The organism is Brevibacterium ihuae (assembly GCF_900184225.1).
GTDB classification, from domain to species: Bacteria; Actinomycetota; Actinomycetes; order Actinomycetales; family Brevibacteriaceae; genus Brevibacterium; species Brevibacterium ihuae.
Genome location: NZ_FXWZ01000003.1, coordinates 296376 through 319062 on the forward strand (window position 1 = coordinate 296376; position 22687 = coordinate 319062).

At 70.9% G+C, this 22687-nt stretch carries 26 protein-coding genes; 10 read left to right on the top strand and 16 right to left on the bottom strand.

The window, feature by feature from the left end; translation table 11 throughout:
* Positions 1-97: 97 nt before the first annotated feature.
* A complete protein-coding gene (locus C1A17_RS06720; protein ID WP_101652079.1) occupies positions 98-916 on the bottom strand; it encodes an exodeoxyribonuclease III in 819 nt (272 codons plus the stop codon).
* Between the two features lie 93 nt (positions 917-1009).
* Between C1A17_RS06720 and C1A17_RS06725 the strand changes: the two genes are divergently transcribed.
* A complete protein-coding gene (locus C1A17_RS06725; RefSeq protein ID WP_101652081.1) occupies positions 1010-1492 on the top strand; it encodes a GNAT family N-acetyltransferase in 483 nt (160 codons plus the stop codon).
* Positions 1493-1698: 206 nt separating this feature from the next.
* On the opposite strand, the gene C1A17_RS06730 is transcribed toward C1A17_RS06725, so the two are convergent.
* Positions 1699-2586 carry a bifunctional methylenetetrahydrofolate dehydrogenase/methenyltetrahydrofolate cyclohydrolase gene (locus C1A17_RS06730; RefSeq protein ID WP_101652083.1) on the bottom strand — a complete coding sequence of 296 codons (888 nt, stop codon included), beginning with the start codon at positions 2584-2586 and terminating at the stop codon, positions 1699-1701.
* Complete coding sequence (glyA, locus tag C1A17_RS06735) at positions 2586-3869, bottom strand: serine hydroxymethyltransferase (RefSeq protein ID WP_101652085.1); 1284 nt, start codon at positions 3867-3869, stop codon at positions 2586-2588. Before glyA ends, C1A17_RS06730 begins: the two co-directional genes overlap by 1 nt.
* Positions 3870-4052: 183 nt before the next feature.
* On the opposite strand from glyA, the gene purU reads away from it, so the two are divergent.
* The 6 genes from purU (at position 4053) to C1A17_RS06765 (ending at position 9314) form a co-directional block, all read left to right on the top strand.
* Positions 4053-4904: a formyltetrahydrofolate deformylase gene (gene purU / locus C1A17_RS06740; protein ID WP_101652087.1), complete on the top strand. Its 852-nt coding sequence runs from the start codon at positions 4053-4055 to the stop codon at positions 4902-4904.
* A gap of 109 nt (positions 4905-5013) precedes the next feature.
* Positions 5014-6603 carry a phenylacetate--CoA ligase family protein gene (locus C1A17_RS06745; protein ID WP_101652089.1) on the top strand — a complete coding sequence of 530 codons (1590 nt, stop codon included), beginning with the start codon at positions 5014-5016 and terminating at the stop codon, positions 6601-6603.
* A 3-nt stretch (positions 6604-6606) separates the two neighbouring features.
* On the top strand, positions 6607-7083 hold the full coding sequence (locus tag C1A17_RS06750; protein ID WP_101652091.1) for a hypothetical protein: 477 nt from the start codon (positions 6607-6609) through the stop codon (positions 7081-7083).
* Positions 7080-7808, top strand: a complete 729-nt coding sequence (locus C1A17_RS06755; protein ID WP_101652092.1) for a hypothetical protein — start codon at positions 7080-7082, stop codon at positions 7806-7808. Before C1A17_RS06750 ends, C1A17_RS06755 begins: the two co-directional genes overlap by 4 nt.
* A complete protein-coding gene (locus tag C1A17_RS06760) occupies positions 7783-8211 on the top strand; it encodes a GNAT family N-acetyltransferase (protein WP_101652094.1) in 429 nt (142 codons plus the stop codon). The genes C1A17_RS06755 and C1A17_RS06760 overlap by 26 nt, the downstream gene beginning before the upstream one ends.
* On the top strand, positions 8208-9314 hold the full coding sequence (locus C1A17_RS06765; RefSeq protein ID WP_101652096.1) for a hypothetical protein: 1107 nt from the start codon (positions 8208-8210) through the stop codon (positions 9312-9314). Before C1A17_RS06760 ends, C1A17_RS06765 begins: the two co-directional genes overlap by 4 nt.
* Here the strand turns inward: C1A17_RS06765 and C1A17_RS06770 are convergent.
* From C1A17_RS06770 to infA, 7 genes are all read right to left on the bottom strand, one after another.
* On the bottom strand, positions 9295-11952 hold the full coding sequence (locus tag C1A17_RS06770; RefSeq protein ID WP_101652098.1) for a penicillin acylase family protein: 2658 nt from the start codon (positions 11950-11952) through the stop codon (positions 9295-9297). The genes C1A17_RS06765 and C1A17_RS06770 overlap by 20 nt on opposite strands.
* Positions 11953-12088: 136 nt before the next feature.
* Positions 12089-12667 (bottom strand): 50S ribosomal protein L17, encoded by a 579-nt coding sequence (gene rplQ / locus C1A17_RS06775; protein WP_101652099.1) that lies wholly within the window; start codon positions 12665-12667, stop codon positions 12089-12091.
* Between the two features lie 23 nt (positions 12668-12690).
* Positions 12691-13689, bottom strand: coding sequence for a DNA-directed RNA polymerase subunit alpha (locus C1A17_RS06780; RefSeq protein ID WP_101652101.1), 999 nt, complete (start codon positions 13687-13689; stop codon positions 12691-12693).
* Positions 13690-13831: 142 nt separating this feature from the next.
* Positions 13832-14239, bottom strand: a complete 408-nt coding sequence (gene rpsK, locus C1A17_RS06785; RefSeq protein WP_101652103.1) for a 30S ribosomal protein S11 — start codon at positions 14237-14239, stop codon at positions 13832-13834.
* Positions 14240-14273: 34 nt separating this feature from the next.
* Positions 14274-14642 (bottom strand): 30S ribosomal protein S13, encoded by a 369-nt coding sequence (rpsM, locus tag C1A17_RS06790; RefSeq protein ID WP_101652105.1) that lies wholly within the window; start codon positions 14640-14642, stop codon positions 14274-14276.
* A 181-nt stretch (positions 14643-14823) separates the two neighbouring features.
* Complete coding sequence (rpmJ, locus tag C1A17_RS06795) at positions 14824-14937, bottom strand: 50S ribosomal protein L36 (protein ID WP_101652107.1); 114 nt, start codon at positions 14935-14937, stop codon at positions 14824-14826.
* An 80-nt stretch (positions 14938-15017) separates the two neighbouring features.
* Positions 15018-15239 carry a translation initiation factor IF-1 gene (gene infA / locus C1A17_RS06800; protein WP_101653563.1) on the bottom strand — a complete coding sequence of 74 codons (222 nt, stop codon included), beginning with the start codon at positions 15237-15239 and terminating at the stop codon, positions 15018-15020.
* 1013 nt (positions 15240-16252) lie between these two features.
* On the opposite strand from infA, the gene C1A17_RS06810 reads away from it, so the two are divergent.
* Complete coding sequence (locus tag C1A17_RS06810) at positions 16253-16495, top strand: hypothetical protein (protein ID WP_146000593.1); 243 nt, start codon at positions 16253-16255, stop codon at positions 16493-16495.
* A gap of 208 nt (positions 16496-16703) precedes the next feature.
* A complete protein-coding gene (locus C1A17_RS06815; RefSeq protein WP_101652113.1) occupies positions 16704-17894 on the top strand; it encodes a MalY/PatB family protein in 1191 nt (396 codons plus the stop codon).
* Here the strand turns inward: C1A17_RS06815 and C1A17_RS06820 are convergent.
* Positions 17842-18423 carry a hypothetical protein gene (locus tag C1A17_RS06820; RefSeq protein WP_101652115.1) on the bottom strand — a complete coding sequence of 194 codons (582 nt, stop codon included), beginning with the start codon at positions 18421-18423 and terminating at the stop codon, positions 17842-17844. The two genes, C1A17_RS06815 and C1A17_RS06820, sit on opposite strands and share 53 nt — an antisense overlap.
* Before the next feature lie 93 nt (positions 18424-18516).
* On the bottom strand, positions 18517-18708 hold the full coding sequence (locus C1A17_RS06825; protein ID WP_146000594.1) for a hypothetical protein: 192 nt from the start codon (positions 18706-18708) through the stop codon (positions 18517-18519).
* Positions 18709-18801: 93 nt separating this feature from the next.
* Between C1A17_RS06825 and C1A17_RS06830 the strand changes: the two genes are divergently transcribed.
* Complete coding sequence (locus C1A17_RS06830; protein ID WP_101652119.1) at positions 18802-19110, top strand: hypothetical protein; 309 nt, start codon at positions 18802-18804, stop codon at positions 19108-19110.
* A 93-nt stretch (positions 19111-19203) separates the two neighbouring features.
* Here C1A17_RS06830 and map read toward each other — a convergent pair whose 3' ends face one another.
* The 4 genes from map to rplO form a co-directional block, all read right to left on the bottom strand.
* Positions 19204-20034 carry a type I methionyl aminopeptidase gene (gene map, locus C1A17_RS06835; RefSeq protein ID WP_101652121.1) on the bottom strand — a complete coding sequence of 277 codons (831 nt, stop codon included), beginning with the start codon at positions 20032-20034 and terminating at the stop codon, positions 19204-19206.
* The gene (locus C1A17_RS06840) at positions 20035-20604 is read right to left on the bottom strand and encodes an adenylate kinase (RefSeq protein WP_101652123.1); all 570 of its coding nucleotides are present in this window, start codon (positions 20602-20604) and stop codon (positions 20035-20037) included.
* An 86-nt stretch (positions 20605-20690) separates the two neighbouring features.
* Entirely contained in the window at positions 20691-21992 is a 1302-nt protein-coding gene (gene secY / locus C1A17_RS06845) for a preprotein translocase subunit SecY (RefSeq protein WP_101652125.1), read from the bottom strand.
* A 242-nt stretch (positions 21993-22234) separates the two neighbouring features.
* Positions 22235-22687 carry a 50S ribosomal protein L15 gene (gene rplO / locus C1A17_RS06850; protein ID WP_180953239.1) on the bottom strand — a complete coding sequence of 151 codons (453 nt, stop codon included), beginning with the start codon at positions 22685-22687 and terminating at the stop codon, positions 22235-22237.

Sequence of the window (22687 nt, forward strand, 5' to 3'; positions counted from 1 at the left end):
GCCGCCGAGGTCCACCGCCTGACCCAGGAGTGCCGGGGTACCGCGTTCGATCGCGGTACCCCGGCACTTCCGTCGGATCGAGCGATCGCCGACGGCATCAGCCCGCCGGGGCGATCCCCGGCAGATCGTAGTCGATGACGAGGGGCGCGTGGTCGCTCCAGCGCTCACCCCACGCGGCGGCGCGGTCCACCCGTGCCGCCGTCGCCGTCTCCGCGAGCCCCGGGGTCGCCATCTGGTAGTCGATCCGCCAGCCCGCGTCGTTATCGAAGGCCTTGCCCCGCATCGACCACCACGTGTACGGTCCCGGTACCTCGCCGGACAGCCGGCGGTGGACGTCGACGTAGCCGAGCTCGCCGAAGAACCGGTCGAAGTAGGCGCGCTCCTCGGGCAGGAACCCCGCCTTCTTCCGGTTCGCCTTCCAGTTCTTGATGTCGAGCTCGGTGTGACCGACGTTGAGGTCGCCGGTGACGAGGACGTGGTCGGCGGAGGCCTGCAGCTCCGGCAGGCGGGTGATCATCCGGTCGAGGAACCGATATTTGTCCTCCTGCTTCGGCGTCCCGGCCTCGCCCGAATGCACGTAGGCGGACACCACGGTGAGCGAGCTGCCGTCGGTCAGCCGGAAGTCGGACTCGATCCAGCGCCCCGAGCGCGCGAAATACTCCTCGCCGATTCCCACCCGGACCTCGGCCGCAGGCATGCGGGACAGCACGGCGACGCCGGCCCGGCCCTTGGCCTCCGCCTCCGCGCTGTGGACGGCGTAGCCGGTGCCGGCGAGCACCTCGGCGGCGATCTCGTCGGTCGCGCGGACCTCCTGCAGGGTGACGATGTCGGCGCCGGCGGCATCGAGCCACGGCTCCATCCCCTTGCGCCACGCGGCGCGCACCCCGTTGACGTTGACTGTCGCGATTCGCATCATGGGTCAATCCTCGCACGGAGGATGAGACGCCTGCTCGAACCGCCGGGGACCACGTAGACTGAGCTCACACCATCGCACCCCGAGGAGGACGCCATGACCGATGAGCGGTCGACATTCGACCTGGAACAGCTCACCATCAGCCCGCTCGACGAGATCGACGCGATGGAGCTCCATGATTTCCTCGTCGAGCAGTCCGAGGACTTCTGGGGCGAGAAGGATCTCAGCGAGGAGCACGATCCGTACTGGTTCCGCCAGATGGCGTCCGGCGGACTCGTGGCCCGCTTCCGCAACGAGATCGTGGGATACCTGCTCGGCTGCTTCCCCAAGGACGGCCCGTCGTACATCCACCTCGTCGCCGCCCACAACGACTTCCGCCACCAGGGCATCGGTCGTCGCCTCTACGAGGCGTTCATCGAGCGCGCGCGCCGGCTGGGCGAGGACGAGGTCGAGGCGACGACGGTGCCGGAGAACACCGACGCGATCTCCTTCCACTCCTCCCTCGGTTTCGAAGCCGAGCTCATCAGCGATTACGGCGGCCCCGGCCTCGCCCGCGTGCTGTTCCACATGAAGCTCTGACGCCCGAACCGCCCTCACCCATCATCCGTGGTGCGGGCGGTTCGCGGCGGCGCAGCGGCGTCGGATGATCACAGCGCGCCGTCCTGGTCGCTGACCTGCAGGTCAGCGACCAGGACGGCGCGCTGGAGTCCTTCCGGGACGGACGGCGTGCAGCCCGATCCGAAGGACCGACCGCCTGACCCCGTCCGCGGTCCCCGCGGACGGGCTCAGGCGAGGCCGGCCTGGCGCTCGGCGATCTCGACGACGTTGCGGAGGAGCAGCGCGCGGGTCATCGGGCCCACTCCCCCGGGGTTCGGGGAGATCCACGAGGCGACCTCGGCCACCGCGGGATCGACGTCGCCGACGATGCGGCCCTTGCCGGTCTCCGGATCCTCCTCGCGCGAGACCCCGACGTCGAGCACGACGGCGCCCGGCGCGACGGCGGCGGGCGACACGAGGCGGGCGGAGCCGGCGGCGGCGACGATGACGTCGGCCGTGCGGAGCACCGCGTCGAGGTCCCGCGTTCCCGTGTGCGTGAGCGTGACGGTCGCGTTGTACTCGCGCCGGGTGAGGAGCGCGCCGATCGAGCGGCCCACGGTCACCCCGCGGCCCACGACGACGACGTGCTTGCCCGGCAGCTCGATCCCGTTGCGCTCCATGAGCTCGATGACGCCGCGCGGCGTGCACGGCAGCGGCGAGGTGATCGGCCGGTTCGCGTTGAGCACGAGACGGCCGAGGTTCATCGGGTGCAGCCCGTCGGCGTCCTTGTCCGGATCGACCCGCTCGAGCACCGCATCGGTGTCGATGTGCTTCGGCAGCGGCAGCTGGACGATGTACGAGGTGCACTCCGGATCCGCGTTGAGCTCGTCGATGACGGCATCGAGGTCCTCGGCGCTGATCGACTCCGGGAGGTCCTTCCGGATCGACCGGATGCCGATCTGCTCGCAGTCGCGGTGCTTGCCGGCGACGTACGACTGCGATCCGGGGTCCTCACCGACGAGGACGGTTCCCAGACCGGGGACGACCCCGGCCTCGCGCAGCCGATCGACCCGGGTGCGCAGCTCGTCCTTGATCGCCGCCGCCGCTGCCCTGCCGTCGAGGATCTGCGCGGTCATCAGTACTGCTCCAGTCCGTCGTAGAGGGGGAACTCCGCGGTAAGGCGGGCGACCCGGGACCGCAGCGCCTCGACGTCGGGGCCGGGCTTGAGCGCTTCGGCGATGATGTCGGCGACCTCGGTGAACTCCGCCGCGCCGAAGCCGCGGGTGGCGAGCGCCGGGGTGCCGATGCGCAGGCCCGAGGTGACCATCGGGGGACGCGGATCGAACGGCACCGAGTTGCGGTTCACCGTGATGCCGACCTCGTGGAGGACGTCCTCGCCCTGCTTCCCGTCGAGCTGCGAATTGCGGAGGTCGACGAGCACGAGGTGGACGTCGGTGCCGCCCGACAGCACCGTCGCGCCGGATTCGGCGACGTCGGAGGCGAGCAGCCGCTCGGCGAGGATGCGCGCACCCTCGAGGGTGCGCTCCTGGCGCTGGCGGAACTCGTCGGTCCCGGCGAGCTTGAAGGCCACGGCCTTGGCCGCGATCGAGTGCATGAGCGGTCCCCCCTGCTGGCCGGGGAACACCGCCGAGTTGAGCTTCTTCGCGTGCTCCGGATCCCGGCTGAGGATGAAGCCCGAGCGCGGGCCGCCGATCGTCTTGTGGACGGTGGAGGACACGACATCGGCGAGCGGCACCGGGTTCGGGTGGAGACCGGCGGCGACGAGCCCGGCGAAGTGCGCCATGTCGACCCACAGGGCCGCACCGACCTCGTCGGCGATCTGGCGGAACGCCTCGAAGTCGAGCTGCCGCGGGTATGCCGACCAGCCGGCGACGATGACCTTGGGCCGGTGCTCGAGGGCGCGCTGCCGCACGACGTCCATGTCGATGCGGTAGGTGTCCGGGTCGACCTCGTAGGAGGCGATGTCGTAGAGGCGGCCGGAGAAGTTGATCTTCATCCCGTGCGTGAGGTGGCCGCCGTGGGCGAGGTCGAGGCCGAGGAGCTTGTCGCCGGCACGGGCGAAGGCGTGCATGACGGCGGCGTTCGCGGACGCGCCCGAGTGGGGCTGGACATTGGCGTACTCGGCGCCGAAGAGCGTCTTCGCGCGATCGATCGCGAGGTTCTCCGCGATGTCCACGGCCTCGCACCCGCCGTAGTAGCGGCGGCCGGGGTAGCCCTCGGCGTACTTGTTCGTCAGCACCGAGCCGGCGGCCTGGAGCACCGCGCGCGGCACGAAGTTCTCCGAGGCGATCATCTCGAGGTAGTCCCGCTGGCGGGCGAGCTCCTGATCGAGGACTGCCGCGATCTCCGGATCGATCGAACCGAGCGAGGCGGTCATCGAATCGGGTGCTTCATTCATTCCTGGGACTCCTTGCAGCGAGGGTGCGGGATGCGACGGCGCAGCGGGCTGACCGTCCGCTCGGCCTCAATCCTAGTCGAGTTCCACCGGTCCGCCACCGTCCGCACGGGCCGGATCCCGGAGGCAAGTCCGCCCACCGGACCCGGACCTCCGGGCGGGGCAGGACCTCCCTATCATGGGCGCATGACCTCAGACCAGGAATGGGTCCTCTCCCTCTCGTGCCCCGACCGCGGAGGCATCGTCCACGCCGTGACCGGGGTGCTCGTCGACATCGACGCGACGATCACCGAGTCCCAGCAGTTCGGCTCCCCCGACACCGAGGTGTTCTTCCTCCGCCTCCAGTTCCGCACCGCAGCCGGCGAGGACGTCATCCGGGAGGCGCTCGCCCCCGTCGTGCGGCGGCTCTCCATGGACCTCGAGCTCCACCCCGCGAGCCGCCGGCAGCGGACCCTCGTCATGGTGTCCACGGCCGGCCACTGCCTCAACACCCTGCTGTTCCAGCAGGAGTCCGGCTCCCTGCCGATCGACATCGTCGGCGTCGTCGGCAACCACACCGACCTCGCCCCGATGGCCGACTTCCACGGCGTCCCCTTCCACCACGTGCCCGTCACCCCGGACACGAAGGACGCGGCCGAGGCCCGGCTGCTCGAGCTCGTCGACTCACTCGACGTCGAGCTCGTCGTGCTCGCCCGGTACATGCAGATCCTCTCGCCGACGGTGTGCGAACGGATGCGCGGGCGGGTCATCAACATCCACCACTCCTTCCTCCCGAGCTTCAAGGGCGCGCGCCCCTACCACCAGGCCCACGCCCGCGGGGTGAAGATCATCGGCGCGACCGCCCACTACGTCACGAGCGACCTCGACGAGGGCCCGATCATCGAGCAGGACGTCGCGCGCGTCACCCACGCCCAGCCGGTCGCCGACTTCGTGCAGCAGGGCCAGGAGATCGAGGCCTCCGTGCTCGCCCGAGCGGTGCGCTGGCACGCGCAGGGCCGCGCCATCCTCGACGGCGGACGGACGGTCGTCTTCCGCTGATCCGCACGGTCCGGGCCCCTGTTCCGCCACCGGAACGCGGTGTACCGAACCCGCCACATCCGCCGCTCCGCCCTTCCGCACCGCTGTGCCGGCGGATTAGCGTGACGGCATGACCTCGACTCCTCTGCAGACCCTCCCGATCCGCCGCGGACCGGTGAACCTCGCGCGCCAGGCGCTCCTGCGCCTCGCCAACGCCGGGCTCACCACGGCCTACGGGGCCTATCGCGTCCACCCGGCGATCTGGCGGCTCACCGCCCGGCACTACCATCCCTCGCTCGAGCGCTTCGCCCGCCTCAACGCGTGGATGATCTGCCAGCACGCGAGCCTCGACGTCCCCGCCTACCAGGACCACCTCGCGCGTTCCGGGTACTCCTTCGCGTGGTGGGACCTCGACAGCTACACCCCGACCTCGAAGGACGACTACGTGCGCGTCTACCCGGAGGCCGAGCGCTGCTGGAACGGTGAGATCGAGCTCGCCGGGACCGTCGTCGACGAATCCTCGGGCTCCTCGGGCACCCCGTTCAACTGGATGCGCTCGAAGAAGGAGCTCCACACGGTCCACAAGAACGTCGCCGGCTACGTCACCATGCTGTTCGGCAGCGAGAACCTGTTCTGCATCAACGCCTTCTCGATGGGCGCCTGGGCCACCGGCACGAACACCGGACAGGCGATGGCGAAGGTCGCGATGGTGAAGAACACCGGCCCGGATCTCGACAAGATCCTCGACACCCTGCGGCACTTCGGTCCCGGTTTCACGTACCTCATCAGCGCGTACCCGCCGTTCCTCAAGCACGTCGTCGACCGGATGGCCGCCGAGCCCGAGGCGTGGGACGCCTACACGCTCAACGGCTTCGTCGGCGGGGAGGCGATGACCGAGGGCCTGCGCGACCACCTCGAGCAGCGCTTCGCACGGGTGTACTCCGGGTACGGCGCCTCGGACCTGACGATCGGTATGGCCGGGGAGTCCGATCTGTCGGTGGTGATCCGCCGCGCCCTCGCCGACGACCCCGAATTCCGCGCGCGGGTGCTCGGTCCGGACGAGGCCCGCACCCCCATGGTGTTCCAGTACAACCCGCTCGAGACCTTCCTCGAGACCACCCCGGACGGCGAGCTCGTCGTCACCATCAACTCGGCCGCGGTGATGAGCCCGCGCCTGCGCTACAACATCGGCGACGAGGCGCGGCTCATCGACTTCCCGACGATGGTCGAGCTCACCCGGGGCCACCCGGAGCTCGCCCGCGCCTGCTCGGAGGCGTTCCGCCGCCAGCGGATGAAGCTCCCCTTCGTCCTCCTGTTCGGCCGCTCGGACTCGACGATCTCCTACATGGGAGCGAACATCTACCCGCTCGACGTCGAGAACGGGATCTATGCCGACAACCCGCGCGCCCACCTCATCGAGGGGTTCCGGATCAGCCTCGACGACGTCGGCGAGCTCGAGCAGCGGCCCACCCTCCACCTCGAGCTGCGCGACCCCGACACCGAACCGGACGCCGCCCTCTCCGCCGCGGACCGCACCGCGCTCGCCGACACCGTGCGGGCCGGGGTCGTGGCCCACCTGAGATCGGTGTCGCGGGACTTCGCGGAGTCGCTCGAGGAGGATCCCACCGCAGCCGACCTGCGCGTGCGGATCCACGACCACGGGACGGGTCCGTTCTCCCGCCGCTCGACGAAGATCAAGAACGTCTACCTGGAGGCCTGAGCCATGCGCACGAACGACTTCTCCGCCGGACCCCCGCAGGCGCGGGCCGAATCGATCTTCCTCGGCTGCAACCGCTACCGCAGCCCGCTCGCGATGCTCGGCCAGCTGCGCCGCTGGCCGGCGCTCGCCCGCGCGCTGCGCCGCGCCCCCGGCTACCGTTGGCACCGGAGCTACTACGAGTTCCCCGACCGCATCGGGCTCGTCGTCGCCTTCGCCACCCGGGACGACCTCATGCGGTTCGCCCGCACGCCCGAGCACCGCACGATCATGCACTGGCTCGTCGGCGACGGGGACTCCTCCCCCGCCCGCGGCGGCTTCATCCGCATCCTCGCCGCCGAGGAGTGGGGATACACGAACGGCGAGTTCCGCGCCGAGGACAGCGCGCTCGGGCTCATCGACACGTTCTCGCCGCTCACCGAGGAGACCGCCGGATCCCCCTCGACCGCGCTGCCGGCCGCTGCCTCCCGCGCCCGCTCATGAGCATCGGGACCGTGCGGACGCGGCGCGACCTCGCGGCGTTCCTCGACCTGCCCGCCCGGCTCGCGGCCGCGGACGGCACCGCGGGATCGCGGGTGCCGCTCCTGCGCTCGGAGATCCGGTCGTGGCACTCCGGGCGCACGTGGTACCCCGAGCCGATCGAGCTCCTCCTCGCCCGGACCGGCGGCACCGTCACCGGCCGGACGACCGCGCATCGCTCTCCCGCCCTCGACATCCGCCTGTCGACCGGGGCGAGCGCCCTCGGTCCCGAGGTCCGCGCCCTGTGCTTCGGCGCCGTCGAGTTCGCCGATGCGGCCGCGGCCGGCGAGCTCTTCGCCGCTCTCGAGACACGAGCGCGCGCCGCGGGGTGCACCCACCTGTTCGGCCCGGTGTCCCCGCTGCCGAACGTCACGAGCGCGGTGGTCACCTCCGGGTTCGAGGCGCCCGGGTTCTTCGACTCGCCGTGGAACCCGCCGGACGTGCCGCGGACGTACGAGACGCACGACTTCTCCCGCTGGGCCGAGGCCGACACCTGGATCGTCGACCTCGCCGACGTCCCCGCCCCGCGCGCCACGGCGCCCACCGCCGCCGAGGCCGCCCGCGCCGGGGTGCGCCACCCGCCGGTTCGTCCGCCGCCTGCTCCCCACCCTCAATCGGGCGTTCGCCCGACTCCCCTACTACACCCCGATCACCCCGTCGCAGATGGCCGGGCAGACCGCCGGTCTTGAGCTCCTCATGGACCCCGCGCTCATCGTCGCCGCGGACGGACTCGACGATCCCGCGGATGCGCCTCCGCGGTGCTTCGCCCTCGTCGTCCCCGACCCCACAGCGGTGCTCCGCCGGCACGACGGCCGGCTCGGACCGCGGGCGGCCGCGGACCTCCTCGCCTCGCACGGCCGGCGGGGATGCGACGCGATCCTCCTCATCCAGGGCACGGACCCGGAGCACACGGGCCGCGGTCTCCTCTCCCTCGTGCTCCGGGAGGTGTACGCGAACCTCGCCGCGGGGGGCTACCGACGACTGCGGGTGACCTCGATCGGCCGCGACAACCCGGCATCCTCAGCGGTGTTCGCCCACGCCGGCGGCAGGCCGCTCCACGGGCTCGCCCACTACGTCCGGGCGGTGCCGTGAGCGGCCCGCCGCCTGCCCTCCGCGCACGCTGGGTCGCGATCGCCGGATGCGCGCCCTCGGCCCACAACACCCAGCCGTGGCTGCCGCGGCTCACCGCCTCCGGGGTGCTCCTCGCCGTCGACCGCTCCCGCACCCTGCCCGAGGCCGACCCCGCCTATGAGGACCTCCACCTCTCGCTCGGGTGCTGGCTCGAGGCGCTCGCGATCGCCGCGCGCGCCTCGGGCTGGGAGCTGCGGATGCGATCGACCGAGGGCAGCGGGCCGGATCTCACCGTCGAGTGCGCGTTCGTCCCGGCGGACGGCCCGGGGGACTTCTCCGTCGCGGAGCTGCGCGCCCGGCGCGTCGACCGCGGGCGGCTGGCCGCCGCCGAGCGCGCACTCGAGACAGCGTTCGCGAAGGCTGCGGTTCTCGTTCCCGGAACGGTGATCACCGCCGTGCCGGAGCCGCTGTTCTCCGCACTCCGGACGCAGGCCTCCACCCACGTCCTCTCCTCGCCGGAGATGGCGGCGGAGACGCTGCGCTGGCTGCGTCTCGATCCGCACGACACGGCGAGCGATGGGCTCTCCGCGGAATGCCTGCGCCTGCCGCGCGCCGTCCGCGTCCTCGCCCCGCTCGCCGGCGCGCGCACCTCGCCGCGCACCGCGCGGCTCCTCGCCCGCACGCAGCCGCTCGCACGCACGGCGCTCACCGCGGTGGACGACCTCGGCACGGTCCCCGGCCTGCGCACCCTGCGCAGCGCGGCCGGGCGCCTGCACCCGCCTCCCACCCGGATCGTCCTCAGCACCCGCGCCGATCCGGTGCGGCCCGATTCTCCGGCCGCATCCGCGGAGGTCGGTCTCCGTCAGGGGCGGGAGCTGCTGCGGCTGTGGCTCGTCCTCGCCCGGCACGGCCTGCGGGTCGCGGTCCACTCGGAGCTCAAGGACTGCCCGGACACCCGCGCGCGGCTCTCGGGGCACCTCGCTCGCCGCGGACAGCCGGACGGGCCGTACGCAGTGTTCTCGGTCGGCCGATCGGTCTCGGACCCACCGCGCTCCCGACGGCTGCCCGCACCCGCGCTGACGCCCGGGTCCGACGGCGGCGCGCTCAGCCCGGACGGAGCGTGAGCTCGTCCTCGGCGGCGGCGTCGACCGCCGGAACGGTGTAGCCCCACGGGTACTGCTCGCCCGTCGTCCAGCCCTCGGTCTGGTCGGTGTAGTGGGGATGGAAGGCGTGGCCGCTCGCCCCGGTGAGGTTCTGCCAGGTCGACGCGTCCCAGTCAGCGAGGTCGATGACCATCCGCATCGAGGGCACCGTCTCCGTCGCGTAGCCCTCGTCGAGCGCCCAGCCGGTGGCGTTGACGACACCGGAACCGCCGCCCACCGGGAACGGTCCCCGGTTGAAGAGTGCTTCGATCGGGGCGATCCCGCTCTCCCCGAAGGTGCCGTGTACGAGCGTGAGTGCGTGGAGCTCTCCCCAGCTCCAGTCCTCCGGGTCCGACCCCTGGAGGTCGACGATCTCGGCATAGGCCTCCTCGGCCGCGGTGCGGAGCAGCTCCTCGCGATCTCCGCCCCACCACGGGGAACCGGGGTCGGCGAGCTCGCGCTCGAGCACGAGGGCGAACCGGGACTGGTCGTCGCGTGGGATCTCCGCATCCTGCGTGGCCACCATCGCCGCGGTGACCCGGTTCCACAGGACGTTGGCGAAAGCGGCGGCGGCGGAGTCCGCGCCGTTGTCGCCGTCCCATCCGGCGAGCAGGTCGAGAGCGGCCTGCACCTCGGCGTCGTCCGCGCTCACCGCGGCATAGGCCTCCTGGAGGACGGCAGCGGCGGGGAAGGCCGAGTCCATGTGGATCGCGGCGAGATCGTCCGCGGTGACGGATCCGGCGTCGATCGCGTCCTCGAGCAGGGCGACGATCCGGTCCGCCCGGTCGCCGTAGTCCCAATCGCGGCTGAGGAGGTGGGGGTACTCGTCGGAGACGATCGCGTTGTTCGCGGTGACGATGTAGCCGGATGTCGGGTTGTACTCCGCCGGCAGCTCCGCGAACGGGATGAATCCCTGCCAGTCGTAGGCGCTGTCCCACCCCGGCTGCGGCAGCCAGCCGTCCCCTGCTCCGCGGATCGGCAGCCGTCCGGGCGCCTGGTAGCCGATGTTGCCGTCGGTATCGGCGTAGACGAGGTTCTGGGCGGGGACGTCGAACAGCTGTGCGGCACTGCGGAAGTCGGCGAAGTCCGCAGCGAGGTTGAGGGCGAAGATCGCCTGCGCCGTGGTTCCCGCGTCGAGTGCGGTCCACCGCAGGCTCACCGCGTGCTCCCCGCCCCACGTGGCGCTCTCCCCGTCCGTCCGCTCGCGCGATTCCTCGCCCTCCTGCCCCGGGGGCGCCTCGGCGATCGCGGTGAACTCCGGGGTGAGGCCGGAGATGATCGGACCGTGGGCGGTGGAGCGGATCTCGATCTCGACGTCCTCGCCCCCGGCGACCCGGATCGTCTCCTCGCGCGTGTCGAACGGCACCTTCTCCCCGTCGCGCCAGTACCCGTCCGCGTCGACGCGCTCGATGTAGAGGTCGGCGACGTCGGTGGTGAGATTGGTGAAGCCCCAGGCGATCTCGCGATTGTGTCCGATGACGATCCCTGGCAGTCCGGAGAAGCTGTATCCCGCGACGTCGAACGGGCAGTGCGCGGTGACCTCCGCGCAGCGCAGCTGCATCTGCGTCCACACCGACGGCAGCGAGGCGCCGAGGTGCGGATCGTTGGCGAGCAGCGGAGCCCCGGATGCGGTGTGCTCGCCCGCCACGACCCAGGAGTTCGAGCCGATGCCCTCGCCGGCGCCGCCGACGAGGCCATCGACCTCCGTGAGCAGGGCGGTGAGCGACGCCTGGCCGGAGGCGGCGGCTCCGGGAGCAGCCGGACCCGCGGCGCGCGCACCGCTTTCCGCCGCGGCCGGGGCGGACGGGCGCGTCGCGGCCCCGTCCGTGCCCGGGCGGGCGGGTGCGTCCTCTGCCGGCGGCGGGACCTCGGCGCCTGTGCCGGCAGGGTCCTCGGCCATGATCACCGGGTGCTCGTCGAAGGGGTAGCCGGGATAGAGGTCGTCGAGCCGCCCGGCGTCGAGCTGCCCGGTGAGCAGCGCACGAGCGGTCTCGTCCTCGATGTTCGTGCGGAGGTCCCACGCCATCGCCTTGAGCCAGGCGACGGAGTCCGCCGGCGTCCACGGCTCGGGCTCGTAGCCGCGGTTCTGCAGGCCCAGCACGGTGTACTCGAGGGCGAGACCTCCCCCGGAGCGCTCAGCGAGGTAGGCGTTGACGCCGTCGGCATAGGCCTCGTAGTAGTCGCGCACGTCCGTGGGCAGCGCGTCGACCTCCTCCTCGGCGATCCGATGCCAGCCGAGGGTCCGGAGGAAGGCGTCCGTGGGGAGCTGGGATTCGCCGAAGAGCTCGGACAGCCGGGCGCTCGTCATGTGGCGCCGGAAGTCCATCTCCCAGAAGCGGTCCTGCGCGTGGACGAACCCCTGCGCGAAGAGGAGATCGTCTGCGGTCCGCGCGGTGATCGTCGGGATCCCGTGCCCATCGCGCTGGACGACGACGGTGTCCTGCAGACCCGGGACGTCGAGGTCGCCGGCGGACTGCGGGAAGGCCCGCACCACCGACCAGGCCGCGACGCCGGAGAGCACGAGGACGAGGACGAGCAGCCCTGCGAGGGAGAGCACGAGGATGCGTCGCAGGCGCGCACGGCGCCGGCGCTCGCCGGGGCGGGAAGGGCGGCGGACCATCGGGGATCTCCTGTCCTCGGATGTCCCGAGCCTATCCCGGATCCGCGGCACCGCCCCGGGACGACGACAGCGGTGCGTGCCCTGGGCACGCACCGCTGTAATGGTGGTCGTCGATCCGCCGGAGCGGATCAGCGGGTCACTTGTCCTCGGACTTCTCCTCGGCGGACTCCGCCTCGGCCATCTCGTCCTCGGAATCGTTCTCCGTGGTGACGTCCGGCTCGACCTCCGGGGTCTCCTCGGTCGACTCCGCGTCCTTCGACCCGGCGTCCTCGTTCGCCGAGGACTCCTCGGCCTTGGGGGCCGCGGCTGCGGCGGTGGCGGCCTCGGCCTCCTTCACCGTCGCCTGCTTGGGCGAGTAGGCCTCGAGCACGAGCTCGATGACGGCCATCGGGGCGTTGTCGCCCTTCCGGGGACCGATCTTCGTGATGCGGGTGTAGCCGCCGGGACGCTCGGCCACGGCCGGAGCGATCGAGGTGAACAGCTCGTGCACGATCGACTTGTCGGCGATCTGGGAGAGCACGCGACGGCGTGCGGCCAGGTCACCGCGCTTGGCGAAGGTGATGAGGCGCTCGGCGACCGGACGCAGGCGCTTGGCCTTGGTGACGGTCGTGGTGATCGACTTGTGCTCGAAGAGCTGGGACGCCATGTTGTTCAGCAGCATCCGCTCGTGCGCCGGGGAGCCGCCGAGGCGGGGACCCTTGGTGGGCGTAGGCATGATGATTTATCTCCTTGGAATTCTTAGAACTGCTCGTCCTCGACGTAGGACACGTCCTCGCCGTCGACCGGGCTCTCGTAGCCGGCGGGGCTGTCCTTGAGGCTCAGGCCGAGCTCGTTGAGCTTCTGCTTGACCTCGTCGATCGACTTGGAGCCGAAGTTGCGGATGTCCATGAGGTCGGTCTCGCTGCGGGCGACGAGCTCGCCGACGGTGTGGATCCCCTCGCGCTTGAGGCAGTTGTACGAGCGGACGGTGAGATCGAGATCCTCGATCGCCAGCGCGAGGTCGGCGGCGAGCGCGGCGTCGACCGGGGACGGACCGATGTCGATCCCCTCGGCCTCGACGTTGAGCTCCCGGGCGAGCCCGAACAGCTCGACGAGGGTCTTGCCGGCCGAGGCCACGGCATCACGCGGGGTGATGGAGGGCTTCGTCTCGACGTCGACCACGAGGCGGTCGAAGTCGGTGCGCTGCTCGACACGGGTCGCCTCGACCTTGTAGGTCACCTTGAGCACCGGCGAGTAGATCGAGTCGACCGGGATCCGGCCGATCTCGGCGTCGGCGTTCTTGTTCTGCGCCGAGGAGACGTAGCCGCGACCGCGCTCGATGGTGAGCTCCATGTCGAGGCGGCCGTCCTCATTGAGGGTGGCGATGAACAGCTCGGGGTTGTGGATCTCCACACCGGCGGGAGCGGAGATGTCCTCGGCGGTGACGGTGCCGGGACCCTGCTTGCGCAGGTAGGCCACGACCGGCTCGTCGAACTCCGAGGAGACCACGAGGGACTTGAGGTTGAGGATGAACTCGGTGACATCCTCCTTGACGCCCGGAACCGTGGTGAACTCGTGCAGCACTCCGTCGACCCGGATGCTCGTGACGGCGGCACCGGGGATCGAGGACAGCAGGGTTCGCCGCAGCGAGTTTCCGAGGGTGTAGCCGAAGCCGGGCTCGAGCGGTTCGATGACGAACCGCGACCGGTGGGTGTCTACAGCCTCTTCCGTGAGCGTGGGACGCTGTGCAATCAGCACGTGGGCTTCCTTTCGGCGAGCATCCGCTATATGACGCTCGCAATGCACTTGAGAGTATTGCTACTCGTGACGCTTGCGGTGGGTGGGGTCCGGCGCGCCGGGACCGCGGACGCGGGTCCGCGGTGCCGACGGCCGATCCGGGTCAGCCGCGCCGGCGCTTGGGCGGGCGGCAGCCGTTGTGCGGCGTCGGGGTGACGTCCTGGATGGTGCCGAGCTCGAGGCCGGCGGCCTGGAGCGAGCGGATCGCGGTCTCGCGTCCGGAGCCCGGGCCCTTGACGAAGACGTCGACCTTCTTGAGGCCGTGCTCCTGGGCGCGGCGGGCAGCGGATTCCGCGGCCATCTGCGCTGCGTACGGGGTGGACTTGCGGGAGCCCTTGAAGCCGACCTCACCGGAGGAAGCCCATGAGATCACGGCGCCGGTCGGGTCGGTGATCGACACGATGGTGTTGTTGAAGGTCGACTTGATGTGGGCCTGACCGTTGACGATGTTCTTCTTGGCCTTGCGGCGGGTGTTCCGAGCAGCGGAGGCTGCGCGAGTCTTGGGAGGCATAAGTGTGAAACTCCTGTTCGAAGGCTAGAGTGCGTTACTTCTTCTTACCGGCCACCGTGCGCTTGGGCCCCTTGCGGGTGCGCGCATTGGTCTTCGTGCGCTGACCGCGGACGGGGAGACCCCGGCGGTGGCGCAGGCCTTCGTAGCTGCCGATCTCGACCTTGCGGCGGATGTCGGCGGCGACCTCGCGACGGAGATCGCCCTCTACCTTGAACGTGCCCTCGATGTAGTCGCGCAGCTGCACGAGCTCGGCATCGGACAGATCCTTGACCCGGGTGTTCGGATCGATCCCGGTCTCGGTCAGGGTCTGGCTCGCACGAGTGCGGCCCACACCGAAAATGTATGTCAGGGCGACTTCCACGCGCTTCTCACGCGGGAGGTCGACTCCGGCAAGACGTGCCATTGTTGATACTCCATGGGTTGTTCGGAGGTGCTTGCTCAGACCTGTCCGGGGATCTCACCGGTCCGCGGCCTCCGAGCCGCGGGTGTCGTCCTGTCTCCAGGGGGCGAGGCCTGCTTGGGTGTGGTGCTCACTGCGGCCGCGGGTGCGGCACAGCTGTGTCGATCTGCTCGGAGCGAGCGAATCAGCCCTGGCGCTGCTTGTGGCGCGGGTTGTCGCAGATCACCATGACGCGGCTGTTGCGGCGGATGACCTTGCACTTCTCACAGATCTTCTTGACGCTGGGCTTGACCTTCATCGTTCATCCTTCTTCTCACCGCGAAGACCCCGGGTCGGGACCCGGGGGCTGGGAGCGGCGAAAACTGTCGAAAAGACCGTTTACTTGTACCGGTAGACGATACGACCGCGGGTGAGGTCGTAGGGAGACAGCTCCACCACGACCCGATCCTCGGGGAGGATGCGGATGTAGTGCTGGCGCATCTTTCCGGAGATGTGCGCGAGCACCTTGTGCCCGTTGGTCAGCTCGACGCGGAACATGGCGTTCGGCAGAGCCTCCACAACGGAGCCCTCGATCTCAATGACCCCTTCTTTTTTGGCCATATCGTTCGTCAACCTCATCTTCCCGTGGCCGCAAAGGGCCACGCATCGTTCGTATCTCGGATCCTCTTCGGTCTCCCGGGCGGGATCCGATTCGACCGGGATCTGCAGGGCGGGTGCGATGCCGCGCATGGCGTCCTGGGACCGCAGCGCACGGAACGTGCGCTAGGATCGGGGCGACACGGCGGAATCATTCCTTGCCGATAACAGACCAATCAACTACTGTACCCGAACCGGGTGGTGCATGCCAAGCGGAACCGACATCTCCCCGCAGGCGCTCCGGACGCTGCTCGCCGTCGAGCCGCTCCCCCGCGCCGACCTCGGCGCCCTGTCCGCCGCACTCCGCCCGTCCCCGGCCCGCGCCCCGTCGCTCCTCGCCCGCCTGCGCCGCCGGCTCGGTCTCGGCCTCGACCGGGGTCCCCGGCTCCTCGATGCGATCGGTCCCGCCCTCACCGCCGCCGAGGTCCGCCGCGCCGCGGACACCGTGCCGGCGCTCGAACCCGTCCCGCGCGGCCCCGCCCGCTGGGTCCGGGTTCCGTCGTCCGCCCGCCGCTGCCGACCGGCGCCCCTGCCTGTTCGCACCGCCGAACAGGCCACCCCGCCCGGCTCCGGGGAGGCACCCGCGGATCGCACTCCCCTGCCGATCCGCCAGGGGCGGCTGGGCGACTGCTGGTTCATCGCCGCCCTCGCCGCCTGCGAGCACTCGCGTCCCGGGTTCGTCGAGGGACTCGTCCGCGATCTGCCCAACGGCCTCGTGAGCGTGCACTTCCCGGGCCTCGCGCCCCGCCCCGTCACCCTCACCCGCCGGGTGCCGGTCGCCCATCGCGCCGGAGATCTCCGACTGCGGCCCACCGCCGCCTCGCTCGTCGAGAAGGCGCTCGCGGTGACGTACGGCCGCGGCAGCTACCGCCGCACCCAGCACTGGTTCGCCGGCACGGCCCTCCGCCTCCTCACCGACCGGTGGTGCCCGCCCCGTCGTCGCCTCGACCCTCGTCCGACCGGGCGGCCCCTTCCTCGTGCCCCGCGAGGACGACCCGGAGCGCGCCGTCGCCGTCATGGACCGCCACGTGTACGTCGTCCATGGCGTCGCCCGCACCACCGAGGACGGGGCTCCCGATCCGTCTGCGGAGCTCCGCGTCCACCTCCGGAACCCGGTGGGCGGCCGGGAGACCGAGCCGCGGCGCACCGACCTCTTCCTCTCCGCCGAGCAGCTCCGCCGCGCCTGCATCAGCGTCAACGTCGGCCCCCGCCTGCGCTGAGACGCCGCCGGTGCCGCGGGAGCGCGGGCGCGGTGAGCACGGTGCGCACGCCGCCCGACCGCGCCACCCACAGCTGCCACCGCCCGCGGCTGTCGCGGCGCGCACCGGCCTGCGGGCGGATCGGATGTCCACCGCGGTCGGGTCTCGCGTTCGGCCTCCCCTCCGTCGCCGCTCGGGTCCGGCCCGTGCCCCGGGATACCGTGGATGCATGACGCTTCCCGAGTACACCCCGGACCAGCTCCGTGAGCGCGGAGCCCTCAAGTGGACCGCCGTCCCCGACACCCTCGGCGCCTTCATCGCCGAAGCCGATTTCGGCACCGCGCCGGCCGTGCACCGCGCGCTCGCCGACCTGAGCGAGCGCGAGCTCTTCACCTATACGCCGCCGTGGATGCTCCGCGAGCTCCGTGAGGCGACCGCGGAGTTCTGCTCCCGTCACCACGGCTGGGAGATCCCGCCGGCGCGGATCGCTGCGGTCCCCGACGTCATCACCGCCTACGCCGCGATGATCGACCTCTACACCGAACCGGGCACCCCCGTCGTCCTCATGACGCCGGCGTACATGCCGTTCTTCCGCGTCCCGCCGCTGCGCGGCCGGGAGATCCGGGAGGTCGCGCTGCTCCGCACCGCCGACGGCTGGGAGATCGACGAGCCCGCCCTGGAAGCTGCGCTCTCCGGCGGAGCGCTGCTCGTGCTGTGCAATCCTCACAACCCCGTGGGCAAGGTCTACTCGCGCACCGAGCTCGAGACGGTGAGCCGGATCGCGGAGCGGACCGGGAGCCGGGTGTTCGCCGACGAGATCCACGCCCCGCTCGTGTTCCCCGGGTCCGCGCACGTGCCCTACGCCTCCGTCTCCCCCGCGGCGGCCGCGCACGCGATCACCGCGGTGTCCGCCTCGAAGGCCTTCAACATCCCCGGCCTCAAGTGCGCCCAGATGATCTTCTCGAACCCCGCGGACCGCCGGAGGTTCGCCGAGCTCGGCGAGTTCGTCGCCCACTCGACCGCGAACCCCGGGATCGCGGCGACCATCGCCGCGTACCGCGAGGGCGATTCCTGGCTCGCCGAGCTCGTGGACTACCTCGACGGCAACCGTCGTGCTCTCGCCGGGCTGCTCGCCGAGCACCTGCCCGCCGCGCAGCATCTGCCCGCGGAGGGCGGATATATCGCCTGGGTGGATCTGCGGGCCTACGACCTCGGCGACGATCCCGCCGGGTTCCTCCGCGAGCACGCCGGCGTCGCGCTCACCGACGGCCGCGAATGCGGCACGGCGGGGGCCGGGCACGTCCGGATCAACACCGCGACCCCGCGTGCGATCCTCGTCGAGATCGTCGAACGGACCGCCGAGGCGATCACCGGGCGGGCGGGTGCTGCCCGGCCGGCTCCCGCGGCTCCCACTCGATGAGCTCGGCGCTCGGCATCTCCCTCACCCGGGCGAGGACCTCGGGGGCGAGCACGCTCCAGCAGTAGCTGTTGAGCATGCCCATGCACGTCCCGAGGCGGGCGTGGACGTCGAGGTCGGGCGCGAGCTCCGGGGGCAGCACCGGGGCGCTCATGAGCTGGCCGGAGACGGCGTAGTAGAGGTCGAAGTAGCGTGGGAACGGGAGACCGCCGGGATCGTCGAGCGCCGCCGCGACCCGGGCCTCGGATTCGTCGATGGTGCGCCTCAGGGCCGCGATCTCGAACGCCCGGTCGGCCCACCGGCGCGCCTGCTCCGGGCTCTCCGGGGTGAGGGTGCAGAAGTCGAGCCACGCCCGCCCCTCCGCACCGATGTCGGCGGAGATCTCCGCGCGGAGCGCCTCGGCCGCTTCGGTGATCGCGATGAGGACGCCGGGGCGCAGCTGGCGGTACCCGGAGAACCGGGCGTTGTAGAGGACGCGGTCCCGCACCGAGCGCCGCGACTCCGGGATCGAGAGGATGACGGCGGGAAACAAGCCGTCGAACTCCGGTGCCCCGGCCTGCCCCGCAAGGCGGGTGAAGCTCGGCCGGAGAGCGGGTGCAAGCCGGTAGACGGCGATCCTGCCGGCCTAGGAGCGCTCGAGCATCCCGAGCTGCACGAGCCGTGTGATCTGATTCCGAGCAGCCGACTCGGTGTAGCCGTGGAGCTCGAGGACCGCGGTGACGACGGGACCGGGCACGGCCTCGGCGCCGAGCGATCCGAACACCGACACGACGTCGAAGCCCCCGCGGGTGATGCGGTAGCGCGGTCGATCCATCACAGTTGACCTCCGTTTCGGGACGAAATGGAGCACCGGTGTGCGCGATCCTACCGTGAGGAGTGCCACATCCCGCTCCCCCACCCAGGAGGAATCATGAACCCCCTCGAACTCACCCGCCGGTCCTACATCCTCGTCTCCGCGGTGTCGGCCGCGCTCATGGCCGCCGCGATCTGTGCCGTCGTCGGATTCATCGCGTTCACCCTCGTCGGCGTCGACATCGGCACCACCGCCGTCTGGCTCGCGGTCCTCGTGCTCGTGTGCGGGTCCGGGACGTACATCGGCACGGCCATCGGGACGAGCGCCGCCGCCCGTCGCACCGCCCCCGGGGACGCCTCGGCCGGGGTCACCGCACCGGCGACCGGCCGGGCACCGGCTCCGGCGCGGACCGGAGCCCCCGCCTGACCGTCGCACACCCCACCGGATGCCGGACGGCCGGAGCGCACTGTCGCACTCCGGCCGTCCGGTTCTCGTGGATGCGGTCGCTCCGCCCGGGGCTCAGTCCTCGAGCGGAACCGGGACGACGCCGTAGGGCCGCAGCCGTGCCGCGCCCCCGTCCTCGGCGGTGAGCACCCAGATGCCGGCGGCGTGCCTGGCCACCGTGTGCTCCCAGTGCGCGGCCCGCTTCCCGTCGACGGTGACCACGGTCCACTCGTCGTCGAGGGTGCGGGAGGCGATGTCGCCGGCGACGAGCATCGGCTCGATCGCGAGGCACATCCCCGGCCGGACCTTCGGCCCCATGTTGCGCGCCCGGTAGTTGAGCACCTCGGGCTCCATGTGCATCTGCGTCCCGATGCCGTGCCCCGTGTAGTCCTCGAGGAGGCCGAGATCCGGGGCCTCGCGCTCCGCGAAGTCCTCGATCGCCGCGCCGATCTCCCCCACCCGCTTGGCGGTGGCGAAGGCCGCGATGCCGGCCCACATCGATTCCTCGGTGACCTCGGAGAGCCTCCGGTCGGCGGCGCTCGCGGCGTCCCAGCCTCCCACGCACAGCGTGAAGGCGGAGTCGCCGTGGTACCCGTCGACGATCGCGCCGCAGTCGATCGAGACGAGGTCGCCGGTCTCGAGGACGCGCGGTCCGGGGATCCCGTGGACGATCTCGTCGTTGATGGAGATGCACGCGGTGGCCGGGAAGCCGTGGTAGCCCTTGAAGTTCGAGCGCGCCCCGGCGTCGGCGATGACGGCGGCGGCCGCGGCGTCGACCTCTGCGGTGGTCGCACCGGGGACGCACGCCGCGCGGGCGGCCTCGAGGGCCGCCCGCGTGACGAGACCGGCGCGGCGCATCGTGCGGATCTGCGCCTCGGTCTTGAGCTCCGTCCTGGAACCGAACACTCAGCGACCGATCTGCGCGAGGATGCGCGCCGTGATGTCCTCGATCTCCCCGAGGCCGTCGACCTGCCGGAGCAGGCCGCGCTCGGCGTAGATGTCGGTAAGCGGCTGGGTCTGCTCGGCGTAGACGTCGAGGCGGTGGCGGATGACGTCCTCGGTGTCGTCCGCGCGGCCCTGCAGCTGGGCGCGGGCGAGCAGCCGCTCGACGACCTCGTCGGTGTCGGCGGTGAGCTCGACGACGTGGTCGAGCGACTCTCCGCGCGCGGAGAGCATCGAGTCGAGCTCGGCGACCTGCGCGGCGGTGCGCGGGTAGCCGTCGAGGAGGAAGCCGGGCCTCGCATCGTGCTGGGCCAGCCGATCGGCGACCATGGAGTTGGTGACCTCGTCGGGGACGTACTCGCCGGCGTCCATGTACCGCTTGGCCGTCCGACCGAGCTCCGTCTCCCCGGCGACGTTGGCGCGGAAGATGTCACCGGTCGAGATCGCCGGGATGCCCAGCTCCTCGGACAGGCGCGCTGCCTGGGTGCCCTTGCCCGCACCCGGGGGGCCGATGAGGATGATCCGAACGCTCATGCGTGTGTTTTCCTTTCAGGAGGGACCCGCCGGCGTCCGCTCCCGCCGGGTGGCCCCGGGCGGACGACGGGCGCCGCGGGCGGCTGTCAGCGCAGCAGGCCTTCGTAGTGACGCTGCTGCATCTGCGAATCGATCTGCTTGACGGTCTCGAGGCCCACACCGACGATGATGAGGATCGAGGTGCCGCCGAACGGGAAGTTCTGGTTGGCGTCGATGAGCACGAGCGCGATGAGCGGGATCATCGCCACGAACGCGAGGTAGAGCGAACCCGGGAAGGTGATCCGGGTGAGCACGTAGCTCAGGTACTGCTCGGTCGGCCGTCCGGCGCGGATGCCGGGGATGAATCCGCCGTACTTCTTCATGTTGTCCGCGACCTCTTCGGGGTTGAAGGTGATCGCGACGTAGAAGTAGGTGAAGAAGATCGTCAGCAGGAAGTAGACGAGCATGTAGACCGGGTGGTCGCCGGTGGTGAGGTACTCGGTGATCCACTGGACCCACTGCGCTTCGGGATCGCCGAACTGCGCGACGAGGCTGGGCAGGTACAGCACCGAGGAGGCGAAGATCACCGGGATCACGCCGGCCTGGTTGACCTTGATCGGGATGTAGGTCGAGGTGCCGCCGAACATCCGGCGGCCGACCATGCGCTTGGCGTACTGCACCGGGATGCGCCGCTGCGACTGCTCGACGAACACGACGAGCGCGACGATCGCGAGGCCGACGGCCACGACGATGAGGAAGATGTCGATGCCCTGCGAGGTGAGGATCGCGCCGAAAGCGGCCGGGAAGCCGGCGGCCACGGCGGTGAAGATCAGCAGCGACATGCCGTTGCCCACGCCGCGCTCGGTGATCTGCTCGCCGAGCCACATGATGAGGCCGGTGCCCGCGGTAAGGGTGATGACGATGATGAGGACGCCCCACCAGGTGTCGTTGACGATGAGGTCCTGGCATCCCTCGACGTTGCCGAAGAGCGCACCGGTGCGCACCGTGGACACGAGGGTCGTGGCATTGAGGATGCCGAGGCCGATGGTCATGTAGCGCGTGTACTGGGTGAGCTTCGCCTGACCGGAGGCGCCCTCCTTGTGGAGCGCCTCGAAGCGCGGGATGACGACGCGCAGGAGCTGGGTGATGATGCTCGCGGTGATGTACGGCATGATGCCCAGCGCGAAGATCGAGAGCTGGAGCAGGGCCCCGCCGCTGAACAGGTTGATGAGGCCGAAGGCCCCCTGGCTGAGCTGCGGGTTCGCGACGCACTGCTGGACCTGGGCGTAGTCGATGCCGGGGGCGGGGATGTACGAGCCGAGCCGGTAGAGCACGACAACGCCGAGAGTGAAGAGGAGTTTGTTCCTCAGATCGGGCGTTCTGAAAGCCCGCCCAATTGCGCCGAGCAAGCGTCCTCCTGGGGGTGTCCACCGGGCCGGACGGCCGCGCTCGCGCGCCGGCGCCGTCGATCCTCGGATGATGAGTCGTTGAGAGTACCTGTTGAACTGTAGCAGGGTGGTTCCGCGCGCCCGAAACCGGAGAACCGGCCCCTGCCGGGCCGATCGCCGCCGGCCCCGGGTGCGGACGCGACGGGAGGGAGGCCGCCCGCAGGCGACCTCCCTCCGCTATCGACCGGGGTGAGGAATCATCCTCAGGCGGTCGTCGTCTTTCCGCCGGCCGCCTCGATCTTCTCGACGGCGGACGCCGAGAACTTGTCGGCGGTGATGTCGAGCTTGACGGAGATCTCTCCGGTGCCCAGCACCTTGACCGGCTGCTTGGCGCGCACGGCGCCCTTGGCGACGAGCTCCTCGACGCCCACGGTGCCGCCCTCGGGGAACAGCGCCGACAGCTTGTCGAGGTTGATGACCTGGAAGGTCACCTTGTTCGGGTTCTTGAACCCGCGCAGCTTGGGGAGCCGCATGTGCAGCGGGGTCTGCCCGCCCTCGAAGCCGTGGGGCACCTGGTACCTGGCCTTCGTTCCCTTGGTACCGCGACCAGCGGTCTTGCCCTTCGACGCCTCACCGCGACCCACGCGGGTCTTGGCGGTCTTGGCACCGGGAGCAGGACGCAGGTGGTGCAGCTTCAGCACGTTCTCTTCTGCCAT

Coding starts and splice junctions, on each gene's coding strand:
- C1A17_RS06720 (WP_101652079.1), bottom strand. CDS start 916: ATGATGCGAATCGCGACAGTCAACGTCAACGGGGTGCGCGCCGCGTGG.
- C1A17_RS06725 (WP_101652081.1), top strand. CDS start 1,010: ATGACCGATGAGCGGTCGACATTCGACCTGGAACAGCTCACCATCAGC.
- C1A17_RS06730 (WP_101652083.1), bottom strand. CDS start 2,586: ATGACCGCGCAGATCCTCGACGGCAGGGCAGCGGCGGCGGCGATCAAG.
- glyA (WP_101652085.1), bottom strand. CDS start 3,869: ATGAATGAAGCACCCGATTCGATGACCGCCTCGCTCGGTTCGATCGAT.
- purU (WP_101652087.1), top strand. CDS start 4,053: ATGACCTCAGACCAGGAATGGGTCCTCTCCCTCTCGTGCCCCGACCGC.
- C1A17_RS06745 (WP_101652089.1), top strand. CDS start 5,014: ATGACCTCGACTCCTCTGCAGACCCTCCCGATCCGCCGCGGACCGGTG.
- C1A17_RS06750 (WP_101652091.1), top strand. CDS start 6,607: ATGCGCACGAACGACTTCTCCGCCGGACCCCCGCAGGCGCGGGCCGAA.
- C1A17_RS06755 (WP_101652092.1), top strand. CDS start 7,080: ATGAGCATCGGGACCGTGCGGACGCGGCGCGACCTCGCGGCGTTCCTC.
- C1A17_RS06760 (WP_101652094.1), top strand. CDS start 7,783: ATGGCCGGGCAGACCGCCGGTCTTGAGCTCCTCATGGACCCCGCGCTC.
- C1A17_RS06770 (WP_101652098.1), bottom strand. CDS start 11,952: ATGGTCCGCCGCCCTTCCCGCCCCGGCGAGCGCCGGCGCCGTGCGCGC.
- rplQ (WP_101652099.1), bottom strand. CDS start 12,667: ATGCCTACGCCCACCAAGGGTCCCCGCCTCGGCGGCTCCCCGGCGCAC.
- rpsK (WP_101652103.1), bottom strand. CDS start 14,239: ATGCCTCCCAAGACTCGCGCAGCCTCCGCTGCTCGGAACACCCGCCGC.
- rpsM (WP_101652105.1), bottom strand. CDS start 14,642: ATGGCACGTCTTGCCGGAGTCGACCTCCCGCGTGAGAAGCGCGTGGAA.
- rpmJ (WP_101652107.1), bottom strand. CDS start 14,937: ATGAAGGTCAAGCCCAGCGTCAAGAAGATCTGTGAGAAGTGCAAGGTC.
- infA (WP_101653563.1), bottom strand. CDS start 15,239: ATGGCCAAAAAAGAAGGGGTCATTGAGATCGAGGGCTCCGTTGTGGAG.
- C1A17_RS06815 (WP_101652113.1), top strand. CDS start 16,704: ATGACGCTTCCCGAGTACACCCCGGACCAGCTCCGTGAGCGCGGAGCC.
- C1A17_RS06830 (WP_101652119.1), top strand. CDS start 18,802: ATGAACCCCCTCGAACTCACCCGCCGGTCCTACATCCTCGTCTCCGCG.
- C1A17_RS06840 (WP_101652123.1), bottom strand. CDS start 20,604: ATGAGCGTTCGGATCATCCTCATCGGCCCCCCGGGTGCGGGCAAGGGC.
- rplO (WP_180953239.1), bottom strand. CDS start 22,687: ATGGCAGAAGAGAACGTGCTGAAGCTGCACCACCTGCGTCCTGCTCCC.